Genomic DNA, 23,244 nt, shown 5'->3' with positions numbered 1-23,244 from the left:
TTTTACGGGGTAAAATTATTCCTCCAACACAACTTTATTGGGATAATCTCATCCAAAAAGCTCGCTTACAATTACGGTGATCCATATCTTTAAAAATCATCGATCCAATCAAACTTCTTTTGGATTATTTCTTCCTTTTTCACCTCCAGATATTCCAAAAATGCAACGGCAGCAGGAGAAAGATTTTTTGCCTTCAACCATATTAAATTCCATGTGGTAATTATTGGCAAACCTTTGACCGGTACAATTTTCAAATCTTTGTTGAGCAGCTCATTTTTTATCCCTATCAAAGGCATAATGGAGCAACCAAGTCCAGAAACCACGGCTTGTTTAACAGCTTCATTTGAGGTCAACTCCATTTTCTTTTGCACCTTAAAATCGTTGCGCTCGATAAACCCTTCCATTGCATTTCGAGTGGCCGAACCAGGTTCCCTGTAAATCAATGGTATTTGTTCGAACAATTTTCTTTTGGTAATACTCTTGGGGAATTCCCTGCGGTAATCGCTTACATAAAAGAGTTTATTCGGCATTAATTCCACTCCTTGAACATTCAATTTATCCGGAAGAACAGAGACCAGGGCAAAATCAACCTCGTTGAGTTCCAAGCTTGTTACTACTTTGCTTTTGTTGGTAACGTCCATCACAAGGTCCACTCCATCGTTCTCTTTCATAAAACCCGACATAAAATAGGGCATCACATACTTCCCTGTTGAGACCACTGATATTTTTAGGCGTCCCGATAGCTTACCCTGATACGCCATGGTCCTATAATTAATTTCATGAACCTGATTGAGAATTTTTTCTGCCGCCCGGGCAATTTCTTTACCAAAATCGGTGATAAAAAGTCGCCTACCGACCACCTCTGTCAGTGGAATTGGAAACTGATCCTGAAAATTTTTTAGCTGTATGGATACGGCTGGCTGGGTTAAATGCAACTCTTCCGAAGCTTTCGTAATACTCTGTAATTCAGTTATCTTAAGGAAGATTTGAAGTTGGTGCAAGGTATAGTCCATAAATATTATTAATGTTTAATATTATAAATATAAATAAAAATTAATGATAAATATCTATAACCTTTGCAAACGAATTATTGCTAAAACCAAAAACGAATGGAAACAAAAGAATTAGCTGAAATCGTGATCGACACAAAAAGAATTCAATTGGTAGATGGGAAATTCAACCCAACCGAAGCCTCTGATGTCATTACCTCCTTAATTGATGAAAAAATCAACTTCCACAAAATCCAAAGATTAAAAATTTGGGAAGGTAATCACCATTGCAATACCAATGTACTCAACAATCGCATTGAAGAATTGGAACAAGAGAAACAAATTGCACGAGATATTATAAACCAAGCTAGAACCAAAGGAAAGAACTTAACGATAAACGGCATTTTAGAAATTACGTTGGAAGATTGAACCATCACTGTTCAGAGAGAGATCTACTGACTTATAAGCTATACTAAACCACAACATAAATTCAATTTAATTTCATATGCAATCCTTTAAAAAAGTTACAACAACCCTTCTTGGCGTGCTGCTTATAGCATCGTTTATTTTACTCTCTTACATGGAGGAATCCTTGTTCCTAGATCGTATTTTATTGTGCAGCTTTATACTAGGTGCTGTGCTATTGGCGAATATTCGAAGCGGGGTTCGTAGAGTTATCCCCGAAGAAGAGAAAAAGAATCGATAACTCTTTAAAAACAAGAGATAATGACATTGTTAACACGTACAATCAGAAATTCTTCCAAAAAAATTGATATTACCGGGATTATCCCGGTTTTATTTTGGACAATCTTTTTGACGAATCTGATCTTTACAGTTTTATATTATCCCAATATTCCAGATTGGCGATGGGATAATCTTTTTAGGATAAACGGATTTTCTGCATTGCTTTGGACTACCGTAACATTTTTTAGTGCGATCATCGGTAGCTATGCAAACTCCTACTTCAAGGACAAGGACCAAAAATCCAAATTTATGTTATTGTCCCTAGGATTCACCTTAGGAGTAATGCTATTTGTGATATCCGAGCACCTCGTTTTACTATTGCTAAGCTGGTTGCTAATGGGTACCATCATGTCGGCATTGATAGGTCTGGATTCCAAATGGGGCGATGCACGGGAAGCCAAAAGATTTACACGGCAATATTTTATCATCAGCACTATTTTTTTAAGCATAGGCCTGCTGTTGCCTGCATCTTACAATAATACCATCACATTAAGTGAATGGGTCGCTTCCATTGCGCAAACACCGAGCTATATAAAAATTATTTCGGCCTTGTGCATTATTATGGCCGCATTGGTACAATCAGCCATATTTCCATTTCACAAATGGTTGCTTTCCGCCATGACCGCACCTACACCGGCATCCGCATTAATGCATGCTGGCTTTGTAAATGGTTCCGGAATATTACTAACCCTGTTCGCTCCTTTATTGTTCGCTTCCAACACATTGGAAATTCTTCTGATCGTAGGGGGGCTTACAGCGATTTTAGCTCAATTTACCAAGCTGATCCAGGTTAATGTAAAGCAACGTTTGGCATGTTCCACGATTGCCCAGATGGGTTTCATGATAATGCAATGTGGATTGGGCTTTTTCAATGCGGCAATTGCCCATTTGATTCTGCACGGGTTCTACAAAGCTTACCTTTTTCTTTCCTCTGGAGAAGAAATTGAACAATCAACACCGACCGAACCGCCGGTAATTCGAATAAAATGGCTACAGGCCCTTGTTGTGCTATTGTTCAGTCTATTGGGTGCATACCTTTTTGTCCTGTTGACCGGCAAGGGAATGCATATGGACAGTGGCATTTTCCTTACCCTTATCGTATCAACAACAGTAGGGCAAGCCACGTATAATATCGTAAAACAAAACCCTCTATCGGGAATCCAGCGAATAGTGCTTCCTCCTGTTCTTTTTATTTCAGGAATTGGGGTCTATTCACTGTTCTACAATGGAGTTACAGCACTTCTGGCGGACATGCCGTTCGTGGTATCTCCCATTCAACTATCAACAACACAAATTGTATTCGGAATCGTATTCTTGGTTGGTTTCTTTTTGATGAAACTTGGCATCTATCGCAGAATTCCTTGGTTATATGTCAAATTGCTCAACCTGTCACAGCCCAAGAATCGAACAATTTTAATGTATAAATCCAAATTTCAATGAAGCTAATACACCTGAAACGTCATATTGAAGAAGCCTCCAAGATTGTTGGAAACACATGGCCCCTGTATTCCTTTGTGACTTCCAATCCATTGAGCGGCTACGAGCAATTACCATTTTCAGAGGCGGTTGATCAAGCAAAACAGCTATTGAATGCCCGGGTATATCCAAATGCATCCATTTATCGGAAGGCATGGGAAAAAGGTGATATCCAAAAAGTTGAACTGCTACCAGCTTTAAAGGAAAATGGATTTGAGGAGACACCCGAATTCTATCTCGACCAATTGGAATCCGAAAAGCCTACAGAAACCAAAAACGACAACCACGATTTGGACCGGATCATGGTGAAATGGTTATCCGCTTTTATGGACGAAGGTTTGGCCGAATGGGAAATGCCGTTTAAAAAATCAGGATTTTACGCAGCCTGGAGGCAACTCATCCCATATGATGCTGAAATCGGAAAAGTAAAACTTAAGGATATACCAAAAACAAGTGAGAACGCACTTTCGGAAATACTATCGAACTATTCAGAAGAGGAAATACTGAAAATTTTCACCCATCATTTGGCAGCCCTACCTGGTTGGACAGGGTATATTAAACATAGAAGCGCACAGCAAAATGAAAGGCAAGAGGTATACCCTATTGAACTGAAAGATTATCTAGCCGTTAGAATCTGGACTGCCAAACAATTAAATATGGAGGTCTTGCCAACTATTGTCGAAAAAAGTAGTGGTTCGGAAATAACGCAACTACAACATCTTTGGCTAACTGCTTGGGAGAGAAGCTGGCAAAACCGTCTTATACAACTGCTTGACAAAGAGTCCATATCTACCCAAAAAGAGTCATTTTTGAACAAAACACCTGATGCTCAATTTGTCTTTTGCATCGATACCAGATCAGAACTTATAAGAAGGCACATAGAATCTGTAGGGGAATACGAAACTTTCGGTTACGCCGGCTTTTTTGGAATTCCCATGGACTATAAAAGTTCCAAGGATGGCATCTCACATAAGTCGTGCCCACCAATTGTAGACTCATCTTATTCGGTTACCGAAATAGCGCAAAAAAATAAAGGTGACCAGAAAAAAGTCCAAGACAAGAAAAACGAGACAAGAAAGTTCTGGAACTATTTTTTAAAGCGAATGAAGAATATGTTGCCCTCTACATTCGGTTTTGTGGAAGGCTCGGGCGTCTTCTACGGGGCGCAATTGATGTTGAGAACCATGGCACCTGCATCACTTTATCGCATTTCGCAAAGAAATAACTCCATATATGAGTCTGTTTGTGAACCAGAACTTCATAAATCCAACGGAGAAGAAATAAATATCCCAAAAGAAGAAAAAGCGATCATTGTGAAGTCGGCTTTTGAGTTAATGGGATGGAAACAGTTCTCGCCACTTGTACTGTTCGTAGGCCATGGAAGCCATTCAGCTAACAATCCTTTTGGTTCCAGTCTGGATTGTGGCGCTTGCGCTGCAAGCCCTGGAAGACATAACGCACGAATGCTGGCCAAGTTGGCCAACGACTTGGAAGTAAGGCGCATTTTGAAAGAAGAATATCAAATAGAGATTCCTGAAGCCACTTTTTTCCTAGGTGCTGAACACAACACAACAACCGACGAAATTGTACTTTTTGATAGCAGTTTGCCCGAATCGCATCAAAAAAGAGTGCTTTCATTGAAAAGAGACCTGCAAACCGTACAGGAAACAGCCACTCAAGAAAGATTGGGAGTTAACAAAAGTAGTGTCTTACATGCCAACACCAATGCCAGCAATTGGGGAGAGACAAGACCGGAATGGGGGTTGGCCAAAAATGCCAGCTTTATAATTGCACCCAGAAATGCAACCAAAGCACAAGCACTGGATGGGCGTTCCTTTCTTCATTCTTATGATTGGGAAACCGACAAAGAAGGGCAAATCTTGGAAACCATTATGCAAGGCCCCATGGTGGTTACACAATGGATAAACAACCATTACTACTTCTCCACAGTAGATAATGATAAATTTGGAGGAGGAACCAAAGTCACTCATAATATTACCGGAAAATTCGGAGTGGTCCAAGGTAACGGAGGCGACCTTAAAACCGGGCTTCCATGGGAGTCACTTTATACCTCCAAAGACACACCTTACCACCCACCCCTTCGACTCTCAGTGGTTATTAAAGCACCTTTGAAAAAAGTTGAATCCATTCTGGCCAAAAATGAAAATTTAAAAACATTGGCAGATAATGAATGGATTTATCTTATAGTGATGGATCCATTGGAAGAAGGAACTTTCTATCGCTATAAAAAGGGTGAGGGATGGTCATCAACCGATAATGGGAAGGTTACACCAAAGCAAAAAACGCTCAAAAGAAACATTCCAGAAGAAGTTTTGGTATAACGGATTGTTCTTGTTAGTACAGAGCATGTTTGTTTTTTAGCGTAAAACCTGCAAATAAAATTTGCAGGTTTTTCCTTTTCATATACATATAACCTCTTGAAAATAATACACATACTTCTCCGTTAAAGCGTATAGGAAAGCCATTTGCAATATGTAATGGCACACTTGTTGCACTCTATGCCTTCCAAAATCTTACAATTATGAAAAACTTCAACCTTGTATTGCTTTCCATAGCGACCGTAAGTATGGTTTCCTGCGCTAGTTCAGGATTTGTTTATTTGGATTACCCACAAGAACCAGAACTGGTCTTACCGCAAGAAATAGAAAAAGTGGCCGTAGTGAACCGTTCCTTGACCAAAGAAGAGGACAAAAGCAACAAAACACTGGAATCCATAGCTACGGGAGAAATAGCTGGTTCGGACAAATTGGCCTCCGACGAGGCTGTTAAAGGTATTTTTGATGGACTTCAAAACAGCAACCATCTAAAAGCTGTAATTCCCCCAACAGTTCGTATGTATGGTACCGGCACGAGAAAAACCCCTGAAATATTAAGCTGGGAACAAGTAAACGACATTTGTGAATCCTCTGATGCCGATGTACTCTTGGTGCTCGAAAACTTTGATTCCAATTCAGATTTTGTAATTGCCAATGCGGTGAATCAGGTTACTTCGGTTTTGGAGACAGGGCGCACCAATACCCGGTTTCCGAGACGGGCAAGGGTCAACGTTAGAAGCTTTTGGAGACTTTACGATCCATATTCCAAGACCATTATGGATCAATATCAACAGACCTATTTTATGGATTTCGACCTTTTTAGCGGGGCCGCACCTTTATCCGCACTCCCAGAAACCGCCTATGCCGCAGGAATGGACTACACCAGTCGATTTTTCACCAGTTACTATCGAGTAAGGCGTGATATGTACAAAAAAGGGATAGGGAGAGATAAAAACCTATTTGCCGCGGGCTGGAGAAGCAGCGAAGTGGCCAACTGGGACAATGCCATTAAAATATGGACCGATGTAGCCAACAATCGAGGTAAATCGGCAGGAAGAGCCGCGCACAATGTTGCCGTGGCTTACGAGGTAAGGGGTGAGACCGATTTGGCTTTGGAATGGGCACAACGTGCCTATCAAGAATTCGGGGATAGAATGGCCCGTGACTATGCCAAAGTATTGCTGAACCGGAAAAGATTGGAATACTAAGTTACCTAGGGAATTGGTTAACTTAGCGACCTGATGAGTTCGCCAAATCCAATTTTAACAACAATTATATTTGTTTTTGCCGCGCAGGCCATTGTATTGGGTGTTTTATTGCTGACCAAACGTCCGCGAAGCCAATCCAACACCTTTTTATCGCTCCTTATCTTCTTTTTTGCTTTGATGGCATTGAATATTGCCTTGGTCAATGTACTGAGAAGCTATAACATGATGGATACATTTAGGTATGTGCAATTGGAACTGCTCTACGGTATTGGCCCAGCATTGTATTTCTATACCAAAAGTATTACCGACAATGATTTCAGATTTTCCAAAAAAGACCTGATTCATTTTGTTCCGGTAGTACTGGAATTTATTTTCTACAGAACTGCATTTTACCGACTTGGTTCCGATGGACTCTATCAAACACCGGCACACCCCTACACCAAATACTATTTGGCCGAGCAATGGTTAGGGGTTTTATCCATTACCCTCTATACCATAATATCGCTTGTAGTTTTGTTCCGATATCAAAATTGGCTAAAACAACGCTTTTCCAATTTGGAAAACAAATCCTTGAATTGGTTAAAAGCTCCGATAATCATTTATTCTGCGTTTTGGATCGGGTGGAATATTTTGTCCGAAATTGATCGTTTTGTTTTTGACCGGGGCCTGAGAGAGATGTATTTCCTACCTGCTTTTGTGGGAGTGGCCATTGTAAGCTATTGGATCGGTTTCAAAGGCTATGTAAAGGCACGAACCAAAACTTCGGGTTACTCATCAAGAAAAACAAAATCCGATGACAGCACACACAATCCCAAATGGGCCAGTAAAATTACCAAAGTGATGGAAAGCAAAAAGCCATACCTTGACCCAGAACTAGATCTGACCAAGTTATCCGAACTTGCGGACCTAAATCCCAAACAAGTTTCCCATACCATTAATCGTAGCTTTTCGAAAAACTTTTACGAGTACGTCAACGGGTATCGTGTGGAAGAATTTAAACAGCTTGTGGCAAAGCCCGAAAATAGAAAATTGACCTTGCTCGGTCTTGCTTTTGAATGTGGGTTCAAATCCAAATCCACTTTCAACGATGCCTTCAAAAAAACTACGGGTAAAACCCCAAGCCAATATGCTAATCAACAAAAAAAAGAGTCCGAAAAGAAGCATTCGGTCGCACCGTAGTAAGCATACATCTAGTTTTGCGGAAAATTTGAATTTGATGAAAACGATTTTTTCGACCTCAATCCCGTTGTATAAACTTTTACTCGCCACAGGCCTATTCTGCTGTACAAACCTTGTTGCTCAAAATCATTTCTCAAAAAAGGAACTATTGGAAGACATGGCATTTTTGAAAGAATCATTGGAAGAGACACATTACAACCTGTATGCCTATACCCCAAAATCGGAGTTTGATGCAAACTATGACCAAATCAAACAAGAAATGAAAAAAGATAGCTTTAGCTTATTGGAAGCTACCTCCCTATTTCAAAAAATTATTTCCAAGGCAAATAACGGTCATACCGAAATTGGTTTTCCAGGAAAATCTTACGGTGAATTTGCAAATTCCAAGGGTACGCTTTTTCCATTGGAAATTGCCTTTGAAAACGGTAAATCCCTGATACGGAAAAATTGGTCCAACAACGAGGAAATTAAAATTGGTTCTGAAATACTTAGTATCAATGGTATTACTATGGCCAATATCCTATCGGACATATACCCTTTGATTTCGGCTGAACGCACCTATTTTAAAAACGCCAAATTGGAATTGTACTCCTTTCCTAGATATTACTGGCAGGTATATGGTAAACAGGACAGTTTTGAGGTCGCAATAAAATCTAACGGGGTTACAAAAACCTATATGATTGATGCCGTTGACGTAATCCAAGGTTATGAAATGAAAAGAAGGGAATTGATCGATTCAGAACGGAACTTAAAATTCTTGGGGGAATCTGCCTATCTAAAGCCAGGCAACTTTGGCGGGGATGAAGAAGAATATCAAAAGTTTATTGATTCTGCGTTCATTACAATAAAAAAGAAAGAGAGTAAAAATCTCGTTGTGGACCTTAGGAACAATGGAGGCGGCGACGATTCCTATAGTGATTATCTGGTTTCCTATTTTGCCGACAGGCCATTCAAATGGAATTCAAGCTTTCAGTTAAAAACCAGTGCATTTTTAAAGGAACACACCCGGAAAAACTACGATACAACCAGCACATTTTGGCAAAGTGTGCTCAACCATGAAAATGGTGAGGTTTACGAATATGAAATCGAAACCTACCAACCGCAACCAGAAAGCAAAAGGTTCCTGGGCAATGTCTATGTTTTGGTCAACCGACAATCGCACTCACAGGCTACGGTGACCGCAGCGCAAATCCAGGATTATGGGTTTGGGACCATTGTTGGGGAGGAGACCGGGGAATATCCCTCACTTTATGCTTCCATATTTCAATTTGAGCTACCGAACACCAGAATTTCCGTGAATGTTTCCAAAGGAAAAATGGTCCGCGTTAATGGAAGTACCAAAGAAGAAGGTGTAATTCCCGACATATACATCAAAGACCATTTACTGGACGAAGATGATGAGATATTGGATGGCTTATTGGAATTGACCAACCAAGATTATTGAAACACGACGCTAACTAGAAATATTATCGAAGCACAAAAACTTAGAGCTCCCTGATTTTTATATTACGGAACCAAGTTTCAAAATACCAGTATTGTAGCGCTATTTTGCCTTCGGTGGTTTTACCGAATTCAGGATAATTTGAGAAACGGCTTTCCGCAATCATTTGTTTCCACTCAGGTGAGTTGAAATCTTGCTCAGCTGTCAGAACTCCATTCAAATAGAACGATATTTTCCCATCTACTTGCTTTATTGTTGTTTTGTTCCAATCTCCTTGTTTTACTTCCACTTCATTTTGCTGGGGCAAGAAAACATAAAGGCAGCCTGGTCGTTTTTCAGGAACATCATAATCCATATGGTCAGCACCCAAAATCTGATATTCCGGTCCTGTTTGCCATGCCGTTGGAACCTCCGGCAATTCCTGTACATTGATAAAGACCCCACTATTTCCATTTCCGGATATTTTCCATTCCAACGAAAGTTCGTAATTGGTGTACGCCTTATCAGTCACTAGGTCACCAGCGGTCAATGATTCATCGTTGGCATTACTGTGGAGCTCACCATCAACAACCTCCCAAACAGAATCGGCATTCGGGTCATTATATAAATGCCATCCATCCATGGTTTTTCCGTCAAACAGCAACTCCCAGCCCTGCTCTTTTTCGACATCCAGTAATTGGTTATGGGTGGCGTTTTCCACTGCTGCTTTTTTGGTGCGCCAAGTATCGGGTTCTTCTTTTTTCTTATCGCTTTTACAGGATACCAATAAAAACAAGACAAGGATAGATCCAGTAATTTTAGTGTGCATGTTCAAAGTAGTTTGATTAGTTGTGCAGTGATTAAAGATAGAAAAAGTATTCGACCCAACTCGCTCTTCTATCTGCCTTAAAAAACTTTAGCGGTCAAGGTGACATAAGTCACTTTTAAAAAATGCGGGTTTTTATAAATTGCAGGGTATAATTTTTAGAACAATGAAAGGAAATTTTGCAGCTTTAATCAACAGTGACCAATTAACACTTATCGACTTTTCCGCAGAGTGGTGTGGTCCTTGTAAAATGTTGGCACCCATTTTAAAGCAAGTAAAAGATGAAATGGGAGATTCTTTGAAAATTGTAAAAATTGATGTCGACAAGAACCAAGGCCTTGCCAACACCTACCAAGTAAGAGGTGTGCCTACCATGATATTCTTTAAAAACGGTGAACAGCTCTGGAGAAAGTCCGGAGTACTACAAAAAGGTGAAATTGTGCAGTTGGCAAAGTCTTTTTTATAAATACTTGTTCCCTATTCAAACAAATGGACTACCAAAAAAGGCACTTTGGAGTTGAAGCTCACTTTTTTGATAACAGGTTCTCGGGTAAGCCTTTCGAAAAATGAATGGTCTTGATTGATCATCACCACCATATCTATGGTATTGTCCTTGTCAACTACATTTTGAATGGTCTGGTTAACGGAGGTATCTTTTTCCACCTCCACAAACTCAAAATTGATAGCTTTTAAACGTTTTTCCAGTGAAATTTTAGAGGCTTTTTGTTCGGAGGTCAGTGCATCCAAACTTCCCACATGTGTTATCCAAAGTTTGGCATTGAAATATTCTGCAAAGTTCAGCACTGGTTTTAGCTCGTAGCTTTCAAAAAGATGCTCATAACCGGTTGCCAATAATATGGAATCTATTTTCCCATCGGTCTCATAATCGTCCGGAACAGCCAACACAGGACAAAAATCAATTTCCTTGATTATTTTATAGGTATTGCTTCCCATAAAAACTTCTTTTAACCCAGAAGCTCCCTTGGTTCCCATTATAATGTAATCTATCTCTTCATTATACACTGTTTTTCCAATGGCATTGACCAAGGTATCGGCCAAGGATCTTGTAATAAATGTATGCTCAGGGTTTTTGTCCAACTTTTTTATCTTTTCCAGCTCCCTTTTTAAATCCCGCTCGGATTGCTCCTTTATTAAATTGTACAATCGGGTATCGTTGGCGCCGGCCATTTTGGTAGACAGACCGGAAGCTCCTACCTGATATGAATTGAGTACAAAAAAGTCGCAAGGCACATCTTTAAAAACCTTTAAGGCATAGGCAATGGCATTCCAAGAGTTTTTGGAAAAGTCGGTAGGCAATATAATTCGTTTCTTTTTCATTGCTTATCGCTTAAGGTTTTGCATTACCAAAAATGGTATTTTAATCTTTAAGCCAAGTAGATCTACGGTTGACCTATAGAGCATGTCCTCGAAAAAAGAGTGTCTTGAATTCATCATTACCAGCATCCCTGCATCCTTCTTTTTTATTTGCTCCAAGATAACCTCGGCTTTATTTTTAATGGGGGTTGTCTCAAAATATAAATAAGGTCTGGTAAGCGTTTCTTCCAAAAACAACTTATTATCCTCTTGCCTTGGGCTGAGCTCATCAAAATCCGTGATGTACAAGCAATGCACTTTGGACTTGAATTTACCGGCCAAGTCACCCAAGAGTTTAAGTTCCCTACGTTTGTATGGGAGCAGATAATCTGTTGGAAAAAGTATTGCTTTGGGTTGGCGATACTCAAAATCTTCGGGCACTGCCAATACCGGACACTTTACATATTTAAAAATTTCTATAGTATAACTACCAAAGGTGGTCTTATGATCACTGGTCTCTCCTTTGGTTCCCATGATCACCAAATCAATGTTCATTTCATCCACAAAGTCGTTAACAGCATCAATTAAACTATCAAAAGATGCGATGGTCTCAAAATTATGGAGCGGGTTTGGGGGTTCACCTATTACAGAGTCAATTAGTTCATCTAATTTTTTTTCTGTTTTCGTTTTTATTTCTTCTTTTAGCTTTTGTGCATTCTCCTTGTCCACTGTCTTGTATTCCCCATATACTTCTTCACCATAAGCGTGTAGGACAAAAAAGCACGCACGTTCACATTTAAATAGTTCTTGTGCATATTGCAGGGCATGCAGAGAATTCTTGGAGAAATCGGTAGGAATCAAAACTGTTTTCATCGTAGCACGGCTTTTATCAAAGATATACCTATGAGAACATGTAAAAAATGACATTGGTCAATCTACAAAGCTTTGAAATATGCTTCAATCGGATTTTAAAAAAAAAGCCCCTCTTAAAAGAGGGGCGCTGTAAACTAGAAGTTAAACTTTATTATTTTCCGTTAAACCATATCATCACATAAACCACAATAGCAATGATTACAAGTGAGATGGCAATATCTTTCCAATTGTAACTGCTTTTGTTCTCCTTTCTTTCTTCTTCAGAAATGGTAGCATAGGTAAGATTCTTCAGTTTCTCGTCTGATGGTGGTGCGGTAGCATAGCTCACGACCAATATCAGAATAATACAGAAAAGGAAGAACCAGGCCGCAAAGGACAAGAAGTTCATGTCGCCGAGTAGAAACCAGAAGCTTCCAGGGTCCAACGAATCCTTTACCAATTCCAGTACAATTCTCAACGCACCCACGATAAATCCAACAACCATGGTGACAAAAGCTCCTTGGGCGTTGATTCGTTTATGGAAAATACCCAATAAGAAAACAGCGGTAATCGGGGGGGCGATGTAAGACTGTACACTTTGCAGATATTCATACAATACTCCAGAGATATTGGCCATAATCGGTATCCAAATAATACCAATGAACACAACGATCACAGTTGCAATCTGACCTGTTCTCACCAATTTTTTCTCGGGAGTATTAGGTCTCAATTTTTTATAGATATCCACCGTAAACAGGGTAGAACAGGAATTGAACACCGATGCCAAAGAGCTCATTAAAGCTGCCAAGAGCCCAGCTGCCACCAACCCCCTTAATCCAGATGGCAATAAATTACTCATCAAAACAGGGAATGCTTGGTCTGGTGAATCCCATTCCAATTCCCCTCTCATTTTTAAGGTCAATGCAATAACCCCGGGGATCAAGAATAAGAATACTGGCAACAATTTCAACAAAGCGCCGAAAATTGTACCTCTCCTACCCTCTTTTATATTCTTTGCTGTTAATGCCCGTTGAACAATATATTGGTCGGTACACCAATACCAAATACCTGTAATGGTACTGGCAATCAAAAGCGATGGCCAAGGAAAATCGGGGTCGGAAGCCGACCTCCACATATTTAAATACTCTGGGGTCACTGTTTGCTTCATACTTTCCCAACCACCTACATGATCAAGACCTATTATGGTCAATGCTGCGGCGCCTATAACCAAAATAATAGCTTGGAGGGTTTCAGTATAAACTACTGCACGCATACCTCCCAGCACCGTATAAACCCCTGTCAAGACCACAGTTGCGATTGCACCTGTCCAAAAATCAATACCTAATAAGGCAGAAACTACTACCCCACCTGCATAAATGGTTACCGATATTTTGGTAAGCACGTAGGCTACAATGGAGAATACCGATAAAATCCATCTAGCTCTGGCGTCGAAACGCTTTTCCAAAAATTCTGGCATGGTAAACACTCCTGCCCTTGCATAAAATGGAAGGAATACCCAACCCAAAATCAGAACTACCCATGCCTGGATCTCATAAATCAACATGGGCAATCGGTTACCCGCTCCAGCTCCCGCAAGGCCCACAACGTGTTCCGACCCAATATTGGAAGCAAATATAGAAGCACCGACCACAAACCAGCCCACATTTCTACCTGCCAAAAAATAATCCTCTGTGTTGTTCTCCTTTTTGCGGATCACCCAAAGGGCTATACCCAATAGGACCAAAAAGTAGATGGATATGGTTATCCAATCAAAAGTATCCAATGTCTTCATAGTAGTTTTTTATTTGGTTGATAGTTTGTATAAAGTCCTAGAAGAATATGTTTCTCCAGGATTTAACCTTACTGAAGGAAAATCACTTTGATTAGGGCTATCAGGGAAATGTTGGGTTTCCAAACAGAAACCCGATCTTTGAACATATGTACCTCCGTTTTTTGCCGGCAAGGTTCCATCCAAAAAGTTCCCGCTATAAAACTGTATTCCTGGTTCATCGGTGTACACTTCCATGAAACGGCCGGTTTTTGGATGATGTACGGTCGCTGCCAAACGGAAATTTTCTTCTTCTTCATTTAGCACCCAGCAATGATCATATCCTTTACCAAGGTCGAGCTGTTGGTTATCTGTTCCTATCTCTTGTCCGATTAATTTGGGTTCCTTAAAATCAAAAGGTGTTCCTACCACCGGTCTCATCTCACCGGTCGGGATCAAACCTCCATCTACCGGAAGAAAAGTATCGGCATTCAGGTATAATTTATGGTCCAATACCTTTTTGGTAAACATTCCGGAAAGATTAAAATAACTATGCTGCGTAAGATTTACAATGGTGGGTTTATCGGTTACAGCTTCGTACTGTATATCCAATTCGTTATCATCAGTAAGTGTATAGGTCACCTTGACATCCAATTTACCCGGGTATCCTTCTTCCCCATCCTTGCTTGTATAGGAAAGCTCAACTGCCGCGCCGTCATCAGTGTTCTTCGCAACAGCGTTCCAGACCACTTTATCGAATCCCTTTTCACCTCCGTGCAGATGGTTATCCCCATCATTGGTTGCCAAATCATACGTATTTCCATCCAAAGAAAACTTCCCATTGGCAATACGATTTCCGTACCTGCCAATAAGTGCACCAAAGTATGGGTTGCTCTCCAGATATTGACCCAGGTTATCAAAGCCCAGCACTACATCATCGTAAACTCCATTTTTATCAGGGGCCGTCCAACGGGTTATGATACCACCATAGGTGATGACATCAACTTCCATTCCTGCTTCATTTTTAAGTGTGAATTTCTTCACCTTGGTCCCATCGGGCATTTCGCCAAAGACTGATTCCTCAATGGGGTTTTCTTTGCTCTCGGTTTTTACAGTTTCCATTTCTGACTGGCTTTCTTTTTTGTTTTGCTTACAGCCCATATTTATAAGGACCACAAATAAAACGAAATAAAATATAGAAGGTTTGGTTATCCTCATTGTCTTAGGTTTAAATTAGTTGACTACATGCCGTGTTGAAACAAATGATAATAAGCCTCATTGGCGTGGAGTTGGTCTTTGAATGTTCTTAGTTTGGTGTCCGAATCTATTACTAATAGTTCTATTCCGAAAATATCGGCAAAATCTTCCATATATTCCGTAGTCAATGCCTGGGTATATACCGTATGGTGCGCACCTCCTGCATGGATCCACGCAGTCGCTGCAACCTCCAAATTAGGTTTGGCGTCCCAAAGCACACGCGCCACCGGCAGTTTTGGCAAATCGGACATTGGTTCCACGGCCTCTACTTCGTTTACGATCAAACGGAACCTGTTTCCCATATCGATCAATGAAGCGTTCAATGCGTCACCAGCAGGGGAATCAAAAACTAATCTTACGGGATCCTCTTTGCCTCCAATACCCAACGGATGTACTTCACAGGAGGGTTTTGCACTTGCAATGGAAGGGCAGATCTCCAACATGTGGGAACCTAAAACATAATCCTTTTTGGGGGTGAAATGATAGGTATAATCCTCCATAAACGAAGTTCCTCCTTCCAATCCTTCCGCCATCACTTTCATTGCTCTTGTCAAAGCCGCCATCTTCCAATCACCTTCGGCTCCGAAACCATAGCCATCGGCCATTAGACGCTGAACCGCGAGACCAGGAAGTTGCTTTAAAACACCTAGATTTTCAAAAGTATCCGTAAAAGCCTTGAATCCACCATCTTCCAAAAAGGTTCTAAGTCCCAATTCTATTTTAGCTGAATCAATCAAAGATTGTCTTTGCGCTCCATTCTTTTGAAGTGATTCTGACAAATTGTAACTGGTTTCGTATTCTTCCAACAATTGATCCACTGCTTTTTGGTCCAATCCATCAATAATGTTGGTGATATCAGAGGAGTCGTAACCGTTTACCGCCACCCCAAAACGCATTTGAGCAGCCACTTTATCTCCTTCGGTAACGGCTACTTCACGCATATTGTCACCAAACCTAGCAACTTTCATGTGCTTTAACTCGTTTGCGCCTAACGCTACACGTGCCCATATGGAAAGTTTATTCTGAACGCGTTCATCTTTCCAGTGACCTACCACTACTTTACGGTTTTTACGCATTCTGGACATCATAAATCCAAACTCACGGTCACCATGTGCGGACTGGTTCAGGTTCATAAAATCCATATCAATGCTATCCCACGGAATTTCTGCATTAAACTGTGTATGCAAATGGCACATGGGCTTGCTTAAAATCTTAAGACCCGCTATCCACATTTTTGCTGGGGAAAAGGTATGCATCCATGCAACAACACCTATACAGGATGGATTGTTACTTGCTTCACGACAAAAGGAGGTGATCTCTTGTGGGGTAGTAACTATAGGTTTAAAAACCAAGGAAACCGGCAACTTACCTGCTGCATTCAAACCATCAACGATCTCTTTTGAATTGCTGGCTACTTGTTTTAAAGTCTCTGGTCCATACAAATGTTGGCTTCCTGTTACAAACCAGATTTCTTTTTCGGATATTTTCATTTAACTGTAATTTGATTATTGACCGTAATAGGCGTTTTTGCCATGTTTACGTTCGTAGTGTTTTTTTATTAGTGAATCTTTTAATCTAGGTGCCTCAGGATTTATCTGTAAGGTTAAATAGGCCATTTGGGCCACAGTTTCCAGTACTTTGGTATTATAAACCGCCTTGGCAGCGTTTTTTCCCCAAGCAAATGGACCATGGTTTCCGATAAGCACCATTTCAACCTCGTTATAATCCAAATTTCTTTCTTTAAAACAGTCCAAAATCTGGATTCCCGTATTGTGTTCATAATTTCCCTCGATCAATTCATCTGCCATTGGTGGTGCACAAGGGATATCCTGTGTAAGGTGATCGGCATGTGTAGTTCCAAAAATTGGAATGTCCTTTTGGGCTTGTGCCCAAGAAACGGAATACATAGCATGCGTATGGGCCACACCTCCAATATTTCCCCAGTTTTTATAGAGATAGCTATGGGTTTTCGTATCGGATGATGGCCTCAATCCTCCCTCTACCACATTATTATCGTAATCCATGATCACAATATCATCTGGTTTTAGAGTTTCATAAGGTACGCCACTGGGTTTTATGGCGAAAACAGCATTGTCCCTGTCCACAGCGCTCACATTACCGAAGGTATATATAACAAGACCTAGGGCATTGAGCTCCATGTTGGCCTCATAGCATTCTTCTTTGAGCGATTTATATTTTGAGCTCATGCTTACTTATTTTTATTGGTTTGTTCTTCCACAAAGTTTCCAAGTTGTTTGTATTCTTCCAATAATTTGGCATACACTTCCACTTGGGAGGATTGTGGAAAATATTCTGCTTCAAAATCACTTCCCATGACTTTACTGGCCTCGATCACATTGTCATAGATTCCGGAGGCAACAGCTGCATAGATTGCCGCACCCAATGCAGGTGCCTGGTCCGATTCAGCTACTTTAATGGGCATGTTCAACACATTTGCCAAAGTTTGCATAATGAACGGAGATTTTCTGGCCACTCCACCGATACCGATTACGGTCTCGATTTTCACGCCTTCTTCCTCAAAACGATCCACGATCATTTTGGCGCCAAAACAAATGGCATTTACCAAAGATTTAAAAATATGTGGTGCCTTGGTTCCCAACGAGATTCCTGAAATCGCACTCTTCAATTCTTGATTGGCATCCGGTGTTCTTCGCCCATTCACCCAATCCAAGGCAACAGGTATTGCTTCGGACAAGGGAATTCCCTCAGCCTGTTCGGCCAAGGAGCGAATAAACTTTGATTCCACTTCGGCCTTAAGTTCTTTTTTTTGAGCTTCGGAAAGGACCTTGGAATTTAAAACAAGGTTGTCCATTGGCCATTGCAATACGCTTTTGAACCATGCCAACACATCGCCAAAAGCGGATTGACCTGCTTCAAGACCCACCATTCCTGGAATTACGGAACCATCGACCTGTCCACATATTCCCTTAACGGTTCTGTCTCCCACAGCTTCATTGGAGGACACCATGATATCGCAGGTAGAGGTTCCCATTACCCGAACTAGGGCATGATGGTCCACTTTGGCCCCTACCGCTCCCGCATGGGCATCAAAGGTTCCTACGGCTATTACTGTGTCGGTAGTGAGTCCCAATTTGTCCGCCCACTCCTTATTTAAATGGCCAGCAATTTCGTTGGATGTAAATGTTTCTTCATACAAATCATCGCGAAGTGATGCCAAGTATGGATCCAATTTGGATAAAAACTCTTTATCCGGAAGTCCGCCCCAGCTCTCGTGCCACATGGCCTTATGCCCTGCCGCACATCTACTTCTTTTAAAATCCTTTAAATCCTTTTCGTCCCCTAGGAGATAGGTGATAAAATCACAATGCTCCATCCAGGTATGCGTGGCATCGATTACGCTTTTGTCTTCTCTGGCCACATGTAGAATTTTGGCCCAGAACCACTCGGAAGAATATATTCCACCTTCGAACATGGTATAATCCACTCCTCCCCAATTTCTGGCCAATTCGTTTATTTCGTTTGCTTCCTTTACAGCAGTATGGTCTTTCCAAAGTACCATCATGGCATTTGGATTTTCCTCAAATCCCTTCACACAGGCCAATGCCGTACCATCTTTGGTCACGGGCATTGGGGAAGAGCCTGTGGTATCAATACAGACACCCTTCACAGTTTCTGGGGAAACTCCACTTTGCTCCATTACCGATGTTATGGTGTGTTCCAGTCCCTCAATATGGTCCAAAGGGTGTTGTCGGAATTGATTTATAGCAGGCTTACAGTACTTTTGTGCTTTCCATCTGGGGTACCAGAATACTTCGGACGCCAACTCCGCCCCATTTTGGGCGTCAATCATTACCGCTCTTACCGAGTCGGAACCATAATCAAGTCCTATTACGTATTTTTTCATTGCTCTTTAACTAACTTCTATTGTTCTTTATATTTTTATAACGAATCCTCCATAGGGCTCCACTTCTATTTTCGTGAAGGATTTGTCTATGTCTTTAATTCCAGGAATTTTTGTTCCATTATCGTAAAATAGCGTACCCTCTTGATTTTCTGCAAAAGAAAGGTCCACTGTCCACGATTTTTGGACTTTTTCACCGTTTATTCCAACCACATACCACTCAGGTCCCTTGCGCCTGGCCATTATGACTTCTTTACCTGGATAACCCTGGATAAATTTGATCTCATCCCACTGGGTAGGCACTTGCTTTAACATTTCGACCACTGCTTTGGGCATTTTGGCCATTCCATCAGGTATTTCAGCAATATGCTGTATGCCGGATGTTAACAAAATGGGCAGTGCCAATTCAAAAGTCGTTGTTGTTCTTCGGTCAATATGAGGTATACTATCCAATACCATGGGTGTAAAATCCATGGGGTCGTAAACATTTCTTGTAAATGGAATTACTGCAGAATGGCTAGGTTGAAGATCGGCAACTGCCTGATCAAATGTAACGAACTCCTCCCCTTTTATGGATTCCATGGTCATCAGGTTTGGGTAAGTTCGGTGCCATCCCCGTGGTAAAGTAGCCCCATGAAAGTTGATCAACAGGCCAAAATCGGCGGCATCCTTCAAAATATCGTGATAGTAAGCAATCATGGATTGTCCGTCGCCTCCGAAAAAGTCAATTTTTAATCCGCCCACACCCATTTTTTTAAGCTTGGCGAATTCTTCCCTTCTGTCTTTTGAATTCAGCAGTTTACTTTTTGGGGTATATTCCGTACTGTTCCAATCCCCTGAAGAATTGTACCATAGGATAACTTTTACTCCTTTTGAGTCTGCATAATCGATAAGTTCCTGCATCCGATCAAATCCGATTTTTTGGTCCCAATTCACATCGATCAAGGTATAGGGCCAGTTCATCGAAGCGGCATAGTCAATAAATTGATGTGATGTTTCATAATCGATCCTATCATCTTTCAACAACACCCAGCTCCATGTCGCCAAACCACCTTTTACGGGAGCGGTATCCATTGTAATTGCCGGAGCTGCCAAATCAGTTCCAAGGGTACTTTCTACAATTTGATCTAAATCACCAACACTAATGATTCTCCATGGGGTTGTGAAGGGCAATTCGCCTTTCGGCAACAAACCTCCTCCAGGGAATACTTCTTCTTTTTGAGGAAAGCTGACAGCTAATCCGTTTTTATCCTCCTCATAAATGAGTCTTGTTCCACAATAGTCTTCATGCAAATCGGTTTCGCTCACCAATAACCAAGAATCCCCAGTTTTGAACAAGGCTGGGCAAACATACCCTTCTCCAATAGGTGATGGCTCATCTACGGGAATCTCCATTATATAATGTTCCTCATAGGAAGGGTTGGTCTCACTCCATCCTGTTTTTGCCTTTGACATAGGCTGCATCCAAGAAATTGTATTTTTAGGAAAACCATAGCTGGAAGATTCTCCAGTAATGGTGATAGGTTTATCCTCTGCTCCCAAAACTCGATATCTAAACGCAAAACCTGTATTGGACAAGTTAAATTGACATTCCAATGTTATTCCACTTTCTGAAGAAAAGCTAACCACATATTTATTTGCACTATAGCTAATATCCTTTTGTTTTCCATGAAACATGGTGTAGGATTCAGAGATTTGCTGAACAGGTTGCTTTTTGTCAAGCGTGAGATTTTTGGATAAATCAACATTTTCCAAAATGAGCCCGATATATGAAGTATCCAAAACCATACTGTCCTTATGGAACAGTTGGTAAAAAGGTTTTCCTTCATTATCCAAAAACAACTCTGCCCGAAGCGTTCCTTCTTGGTTGGTCATGGACACACCACTTCCTTCCGGTTCACAACCGAAAAAGAATGCTGTTAGAACAAACAGCCACATGATGTTACCAACCCTATGCTTCATTTTCTACATGCTGATTTTATAGATTGAAAATGTCATCGATGGGATTTCTGCTTCTAGTACGTCACCATTTATAGAAGCGGTTCCTTCCTTAGGACTGATTTTCATCGGTTCTTCAAAGGAGTTTTCGGCCTCTAAATCGTCCATTCCCATTGTCAACACCGTAACATTATCATTTACGCTACCTCCTGCTACCTCAACAGAAAGATTTTGACTTTGTTCGGATGTATTCACAATCTTGATAATAAGTTCATTGGTTTTGGAATCTTTAACCGCACTGGCATAAAGCCCATCCTTTCCAATGATCTTATCACCATCTTCCGTTATTTTTAAAAGGTCTGTTCCTGGATTGGTGGAGTACATTTTTTGTACCTGATAGTTAGGCGTTCCGAACGATTCCAAATTGTTGAACCAAATCATGTCCGGCGTCCATTGCCAACCATCGGCATGGGCCATCAACGGTGCATAAGAAGTTAAGTGAACCACTTCTGCATTTCTTTCCAAACCGGTCATAAAGGCTGCCTCGGAAAGTGCTGATTCCCAATTGTTTTTATTTTCGGGGCTTGCTATAGCCACGGTTTGAGCAGCATACTCCCCTGCAAAAACCTTGGGTCCATTACGATCATAACTATCGTAACGGTCTGCATTTTCACGGAACCATTCTGGGGGTTTGTAATAATGTTCATCTACAATTTCGGCATTCATTTGCTTCAATTGTTCCCAACCATATTCAAAGTAATCGCCTTCTGGAAAGGGGCCACTACCCGAAACAATGATGATTTCCGGATATTCGGATTTGATGGCCTTTTCAAAAACTTTATATCTTTCTATGTAAGCTGGTCCCCACTGCTCATTCCCGATTCCAATGTATTTCATGTTGAAGGGTTCTGGGTGGCCCATATCTGCACGTACCTGACCCCAAGGCGTGTCGGTGTCCCCATTGGCGAACTCAATCAAATCGAGGGCATCTTGTACGTATGGTCCCAACTCATCCATTGGAACCAGTTCCCCCGTGTTGAATTGGCAAGCAATCCCACACCCCAAAATGGGAAGGGGCTCCGCTCCCATATCTTCCGATAATTGAAAATATTCAAAGAACCCAAGACCAAAACTCTGATAGTAATCCGGAGTTGGTCGGTGTGCAAATTCGGTGTTCCAACGGTTCACCAATATTTCCCTATCCTCGATATCCCCAACCGTTTTTTTCCATTGGTATCTTCTGGCCAATGTTCTTCCCTCTACAATACATCCTCCAGGAAAACGAAGGAACCCAGGATTCAAATCGTCCAACAATTGAACTAGATCCTTACGTAGCCCTTTCTTTCTGCCTTTCCATGTATCTTGAGGAAAAAGGGAAATCATGTCCAAGTCGATTTCACCTTCACCCTCGAAAGTGATTTTGACCTTGGCCTTCATCTCTGTTTCGGATACTTCGAAGGTTGACTCATAAGTTTTCCAAGAATCGCTATCGGGACTAATTGAAGTCTCTCCCAGAACATTATCAAGGGAATCAATCACTTGGAGTTTAATTTTTTGGATGTCCCCAGAACGCTTGGCAGCATTTACCGAGAAGTCGTATTGAGCACCCTCTTTAACTCCCATTCCACGGAAGCCTTCATTTATAAGCACGTAGCCTTCATCGTTCTTGACCTCAACACGGGCAAAATTATGATTGGTTCCTTCTTCCGAATATTTGATGACCGATAAAATTCCCGACTCATTGTTATAGGAATGCCTATCACTATTGGGCTCCACCCAACCCGTTTTCGGGAGGGTAAACTCAAAAGAGCGGTTTTTGATCATTTCGGCGTACAACCCACCATCTGCGGCAAAGTTGATATCCTCAAAAAAGATTCCGTACATCGTGGGTTGAATTTTTATGCCCGTATCTTCCATGTTGACCACCAATCCCCGATTGATTTCTCCTTCGTTAATATTGGTCTTGGTTTCCTCTTGATTTTTACAGCTATAAAAACTTGAAACCGTAACCAGTGCCAAAAGCAGTACTCTAGTTATATTTTTCATGTTGTTTA

At 41.1% G+C, this 23,244-nt stretch carries 19 protein-coding genes; 8 read left to right on the top strand and 11 right to left on the bottom strand.

Features of this window, described 5'->3' with window-relative positions; translation table 11 throughout:
* Nucleotides 1–89: 89 nt before the first annotated feature.
* Entirely contained in the window at nt 90–1,013 is a 924-nt protein-coding gene (locus J0X13_RS00960; RefSeq protein WP_207069624.1) for a LysR family transcriptional regulator, read from the bottom strand.
* Between the two features lie 96 nt (nt 1,014–1,109).
* On the opposite strand from J0X13_RS00960, the gene J0X13_RS00955 reads away from it, so the two are divergent.
* From J0X13_RS00955 to J0X13_RS00925, 7 genes are all read left to right on the top strand, one after another.
* Complete coding sequence (locus J0X13_RS00955; protein ID WP_207069623.1) at nt 1,110–1,418, top strand: hypothetical protein; 309 nt, start codon at nt 1,110–1,112, stop codon at nt 1,416–1,418.
* A 76-nt stretch (nt 1,419–1,494) separates the two neighbouring features.
* On the top strand, nt 1,495–1,695 hold the full coding sequence (locus tag J0X13_RS00950) for a hypothetical protein (protein WP_207069622.1): 201 nt from the start codon (nt 1,495–1,497) through the stop codon (nt 1,693–1,695).
* Nucleotides 1,696–1,715: 20 nt separating this feature from the next.
* A complete protein-coding gene (locus J0X13_RS00945) occupies nt 1,716–3,173 on the top strand; it encodes a proton-conducting transporter transmembrane domain-containing protein (protein WP_207069621.1) in 1,458 nt (485 codons plus the stop codon).
* Complete coding sequence (locus J0X13_RS00940) at nt 3,170–5,551, top strand: DUF2309 domain-containing protein (protein ID WP_207069620.1); 2,382 nt, start codon at nt 3,170–3,172, stop codon at nt 5,549–5,551. The genes J0X13_RS00945 and J0X13_RS00940 overlap by 4 nt, the downstream gene beginning before the upstream one ends.
* 200 nt (nt 5,552–5,751) lie before the next feature.
* The gene (locus tag J0X13_RS00935; RefSeq protein ID WP_207069619.1) at nt 5,752–6,753 is read left to right on the top strand and encodes a DUF6340 family protein; all 1,002 of its coding nucleotides are present in this window, start codon (nt 5,752–5,754) and stop codon (nt 6,751–6,753) included.
* Nucleotides 6,754–6,786: 33 nt separating this feature from the next.
* Nucleotides 6,787–7,932, top strand: a complete 1,146-nt coding sequence (locus tag J0X13_RS00930; protein ID WP_207069618.1) for a helix-turn-helix domain-containing protein — start codon at nt 6,787–6,789, stop codon at nt 7,930–7,932.
* Nucleotides 7,933–8,089: 157 nt separating this feature from the next.
* Nucleotides 8,090–9,376: a S41 family peptidase gene (locus tag J0X13_RS00925; protein ID WP_242535586.1), complete on the top strand. Its 1,287-nt coding sequence runs from the start codon at nt 8,090–8,092 to the stop codon at nt 9,374–9,376.
* 40 nt (nt 9,377–9,416) lie between these two features.
* Here J0X13_RS00925 and J0X13_RS00920 read toward each other — a convergent pair whose 3' ends face one another.
* Nucleotides 9,417–10,181, bottom strand: a complete 765-nt coding sequence (locus tag J0X13_RS00920; protein WP_207069616.1) for a 3-keto-disaccharide hydrolase — start codon at nt 10,179–10,181, stop codon at nt 9,417–9,419.
* Nucleotides 10,182–10,344: 163 nt separating this feature from the next.
* Here J0X13_RS00920 and trxA point away from each other — a divergent pair, with 163 nt between their 5' ends.
* On the top strand, nt 10,345–10,644 hold the full coding sequence (trxA, locus tag J0X13_RS00915; protein WP_207069615.1) for a thioredoxin: 300 nt from the start codon (nt 10,345–10,347) through the stop codon (nt 10,642–10,644).
* 11 nt (nt 10,645–10,655) lie between these two features.
* Here the strand turns inward: trxA and J0X13_RS00910 are convergent, their stop codons facing one another.
* From J0X13_RS00910 to J0X13_RS00870, 9 genes are all read right to left on the bottom strand, one after another.
* Nucleotides 10,656–11,516, bottom strand: coding sequence for a universal stress protein (locus J0X13_RS00910; protein ID WP_207069614.1), 861 nt, complete (start codon nt 11,514–11,516; stop codon nt 10,656–10,658).
* Nucleotides 11,517–11,519: 3 nt separating this feature from the next.
* Nucleotides 11,520–12,365, bottom strand: coding sequence for a universal stress protein (locus tag J0X13_RS00905; RefSeq protein ID WP_207069613.1), 846 nt, complete (start codon nt 12,363–12,365; stop codon nt 11,520–11,522).
* 151 nt (nt 12,366–12,516) lie between these two features.
* A complete protein-coding gene (locus J0X13_RS00900; RefSeq protein WP_207069612.1) occupies nt 12,517–14,136 on the bottom strand; it encodes a sodium:solute symporter in 1,620 nt (539 codons plus the stop codon).
* 9 nt (nt 14,137–14,145) lie between these two features.
* On the bottom strand, nt 14,146–15,330 hold the full coding sequence (locus J0X13_RS00895; protein WP_207069611.1) for an aldose epimerase family protein: 1,185 nt from the start codon (nt 15,328–15,330) through the stop codon (nt 14,146–14,148).
* Nucleotides 15,331–15,353: 23 nt separating this feature from the next.
* Nucleotides 15,354–16,859: an L-arabinose isomerase gene (araA, locus tag J0X13_RS00890; protein WP_207069610.1), complete on the bottom strand. Its 1,506-nt coding sequence runs from the start codon at nt 16,857–16,859 to the stop codon at nt 15,354–15,356.
* Nucleotides 16,860–16,874: 15 nt separating this feature from the next.
* Nucleotides 16,875–17,576, bottom strand: a complete 702-nt coding sequence (locus tag J0X13_RS00885) for an L-ribulose-5-phosphate 4-epimerase (RefSeq protein WP_207069609.1) — start codon at nt 17,574–17,576, stop codon at nt 16,875–16,877.
* Nucleotides 17,577–17,578: 2 nt separating this feature from the next.
* Nucleotides 17,579–19,255, bottom strand: a complete 1,677-nt coding sequence (locus tag J0X13_RS00880) for a ribulokinase (protein WP_207069608.1) — start codon at nt 19,253–19,255, stop codon at nt 17,579–17,581.
* A gap of 27 nt (nt 19,256–19,282) precedes the next feature.
* Nucleotides 19,283–21,214, bottom strand: a complete 1,932-nt coding sequence (locus J0X13_RS00875) for a glycoside hydrolase family 97 protein (RefSeq protein ID WP_207069607.1) — start codon at nt 21,212–21,214, stop codon at nt 19,283–19,285.
* Nucleotides 21,215–21,217: 3 nt separating this feature from the next.
* On the bottom strand, nt 21,218–23,236 hold the full coding sequence (locus tag J0X13_RS00870; RefSeq protein ID WP_207069606.1) for an alpha-L-arabinofuranosidase family protein: 2,019 nt from the start codon (nt 23,234–23,236) through the stop codon (nt 21,218–21,220).
* Nucleotides 23,237–23,244 lie beyond the last annotated feature (8 nt).

Origin of the sequence: [Muricauda] lutisoli (nom. illeg.) (assembly GCF_017313105.1) — a bacterium.
GTDB lineage: Bacteria > Bacteroidota > Bacteroidia > Flavobacteriales > Flavobacteriaceae > Flagellimonas > Flagellimonas lutisoli.
This window is presented reverse-complemented; position numbering and strand designations above follow the sequence as displayed.

Bases quoted from the DNA above. Each gene is read 5' to 3' on its own strand.
- J0X13_RS00910 (WP_207069614.1), bottom strand. From the start codon at position 11,516: ATGAAAAAGAAACGAATTATATTGCCTACCGACTTTTCCAAAAACTCT.
- J0X13_RS00885 (WP_207069609.1), bottom strand. From the start codon at position 17,576: ATGAGCTCAAAATATAAATCGCTCAAAGAAGAATGCTATGAGGCCAAC.
- J0X13_RS00950 (WP_207069622.1), top strand. From the start codon at position 1,495: ATGCAATCCTTTAAAAAAGTTACAACAACCCTTCTTGGCGTGCTGCTT.
- J0X13_RS00925 (WP_242535586.1), top strand. From the start codon at position 8,090: ATGGCATTTTTGAAAGAATCATTGGAAGAGACACATTACAACCTGTAT.
- J0X13_RS00945 (WP_207069621.1), top strand. From the start codon at position 1,716: ATGACATTGTTAACACGTACAATCAGAAATTCTTCCAAAAAAATTGAT.
- J0X13_RS00940 (WP_207069620.1), top strand. From the start codon at position 3,170: ATGAAGCTAATACACCTGAAACGTCATATTGAAGAAGCCTCCAAGATT.
- J0X13_RS00955 (WP_207069623.1), top strand. From the start codon at position 1,110: ATGGAAACAAAAGAATTAGCTGAAATCGTGATCGACACAAAAAGAATT.
- J0X13_RS00880 (WP_207069608.1), bottom strand. From the start codon at position 19,255: ATGAAAAAATACGTAATAGGACTTGATTATGGTTCCGACTCGGTAAGA.
- J0X13_RS00935 (WP_207069619.1), top strand. From the start codon at position 5,752: ATGAAAAACTTCAACCTTGTATTGCTTTCCATAGCGACCGTAAGTATG.
- J0X13_RS00895 (WP_207069611.1), bottom strand. From the start codon at position 15,330: ATGAGGATAACCAAACCTTCTATATTTTATTTCGTTTTATTTGTGGTC.
- J0X13_RS00960 (WP_207069624.1), bottom strand. From the start codon at position 1,013: ATGGACTATACCTTGCACCAACTTCAAATCTTCCTTAAGATAACTGAA.
- J0X13_RS00905 (WP_207069613.1), bottom strand. From the start codon at position 12,365: ATGAAAACAGTTTTGATTCCTACCGATTTCTCCAAGAATTCTCTGCAT.
- J0X13_RS00870 (WP_207069606.1), bottom strand. From the start codon at position 23,236: ATGAAAAATATAACTAGAGTACTGCTTTTGGCACTGGTTACGGTTTCA.
- J0X13_RS00930 (WP_207069618.1), top strand. From the start codon at position 6,787: ATGAGTTCGCCAAATCCAATTTTAACAACAATTATATTTGTTTTTGCC.
- trxA (WP_207069615.1), top strand. From the start codon at position 10,345: ATGAAAGGAAATTTTGCAGCTTTAATCAACAGTGACCAATTAACACTT.
- J0X13_RS00900 (WP_207069612.1), bottom strand. From the start codon at position 14,136: ATGAAGACATTGGATACTTTTGATTGGATAACCATATCCATCTACTTT.
- J0X13_RS00920 (WP_207069616.1), bottom strand. From the start codon at position 10,181: ATGCACACTAAAATTACTGGATCTATCCTTGTCTTGTTTTTATTGGTA.
- araA (WP_207069610.1), bottom strand. From the start codon at position 16,859: ATGAAAATATCCGAAAAAGAAATCTGGTTTGTAACAGGAAGCCAACAT.
- J0X13_RS00875 (WP_207069607.1), bottom strand. From the start codon at position 21,214: ATGAAGCATAGGGTTGGTAACATCATGTGGCTGTTTGTTCTAACAGCA.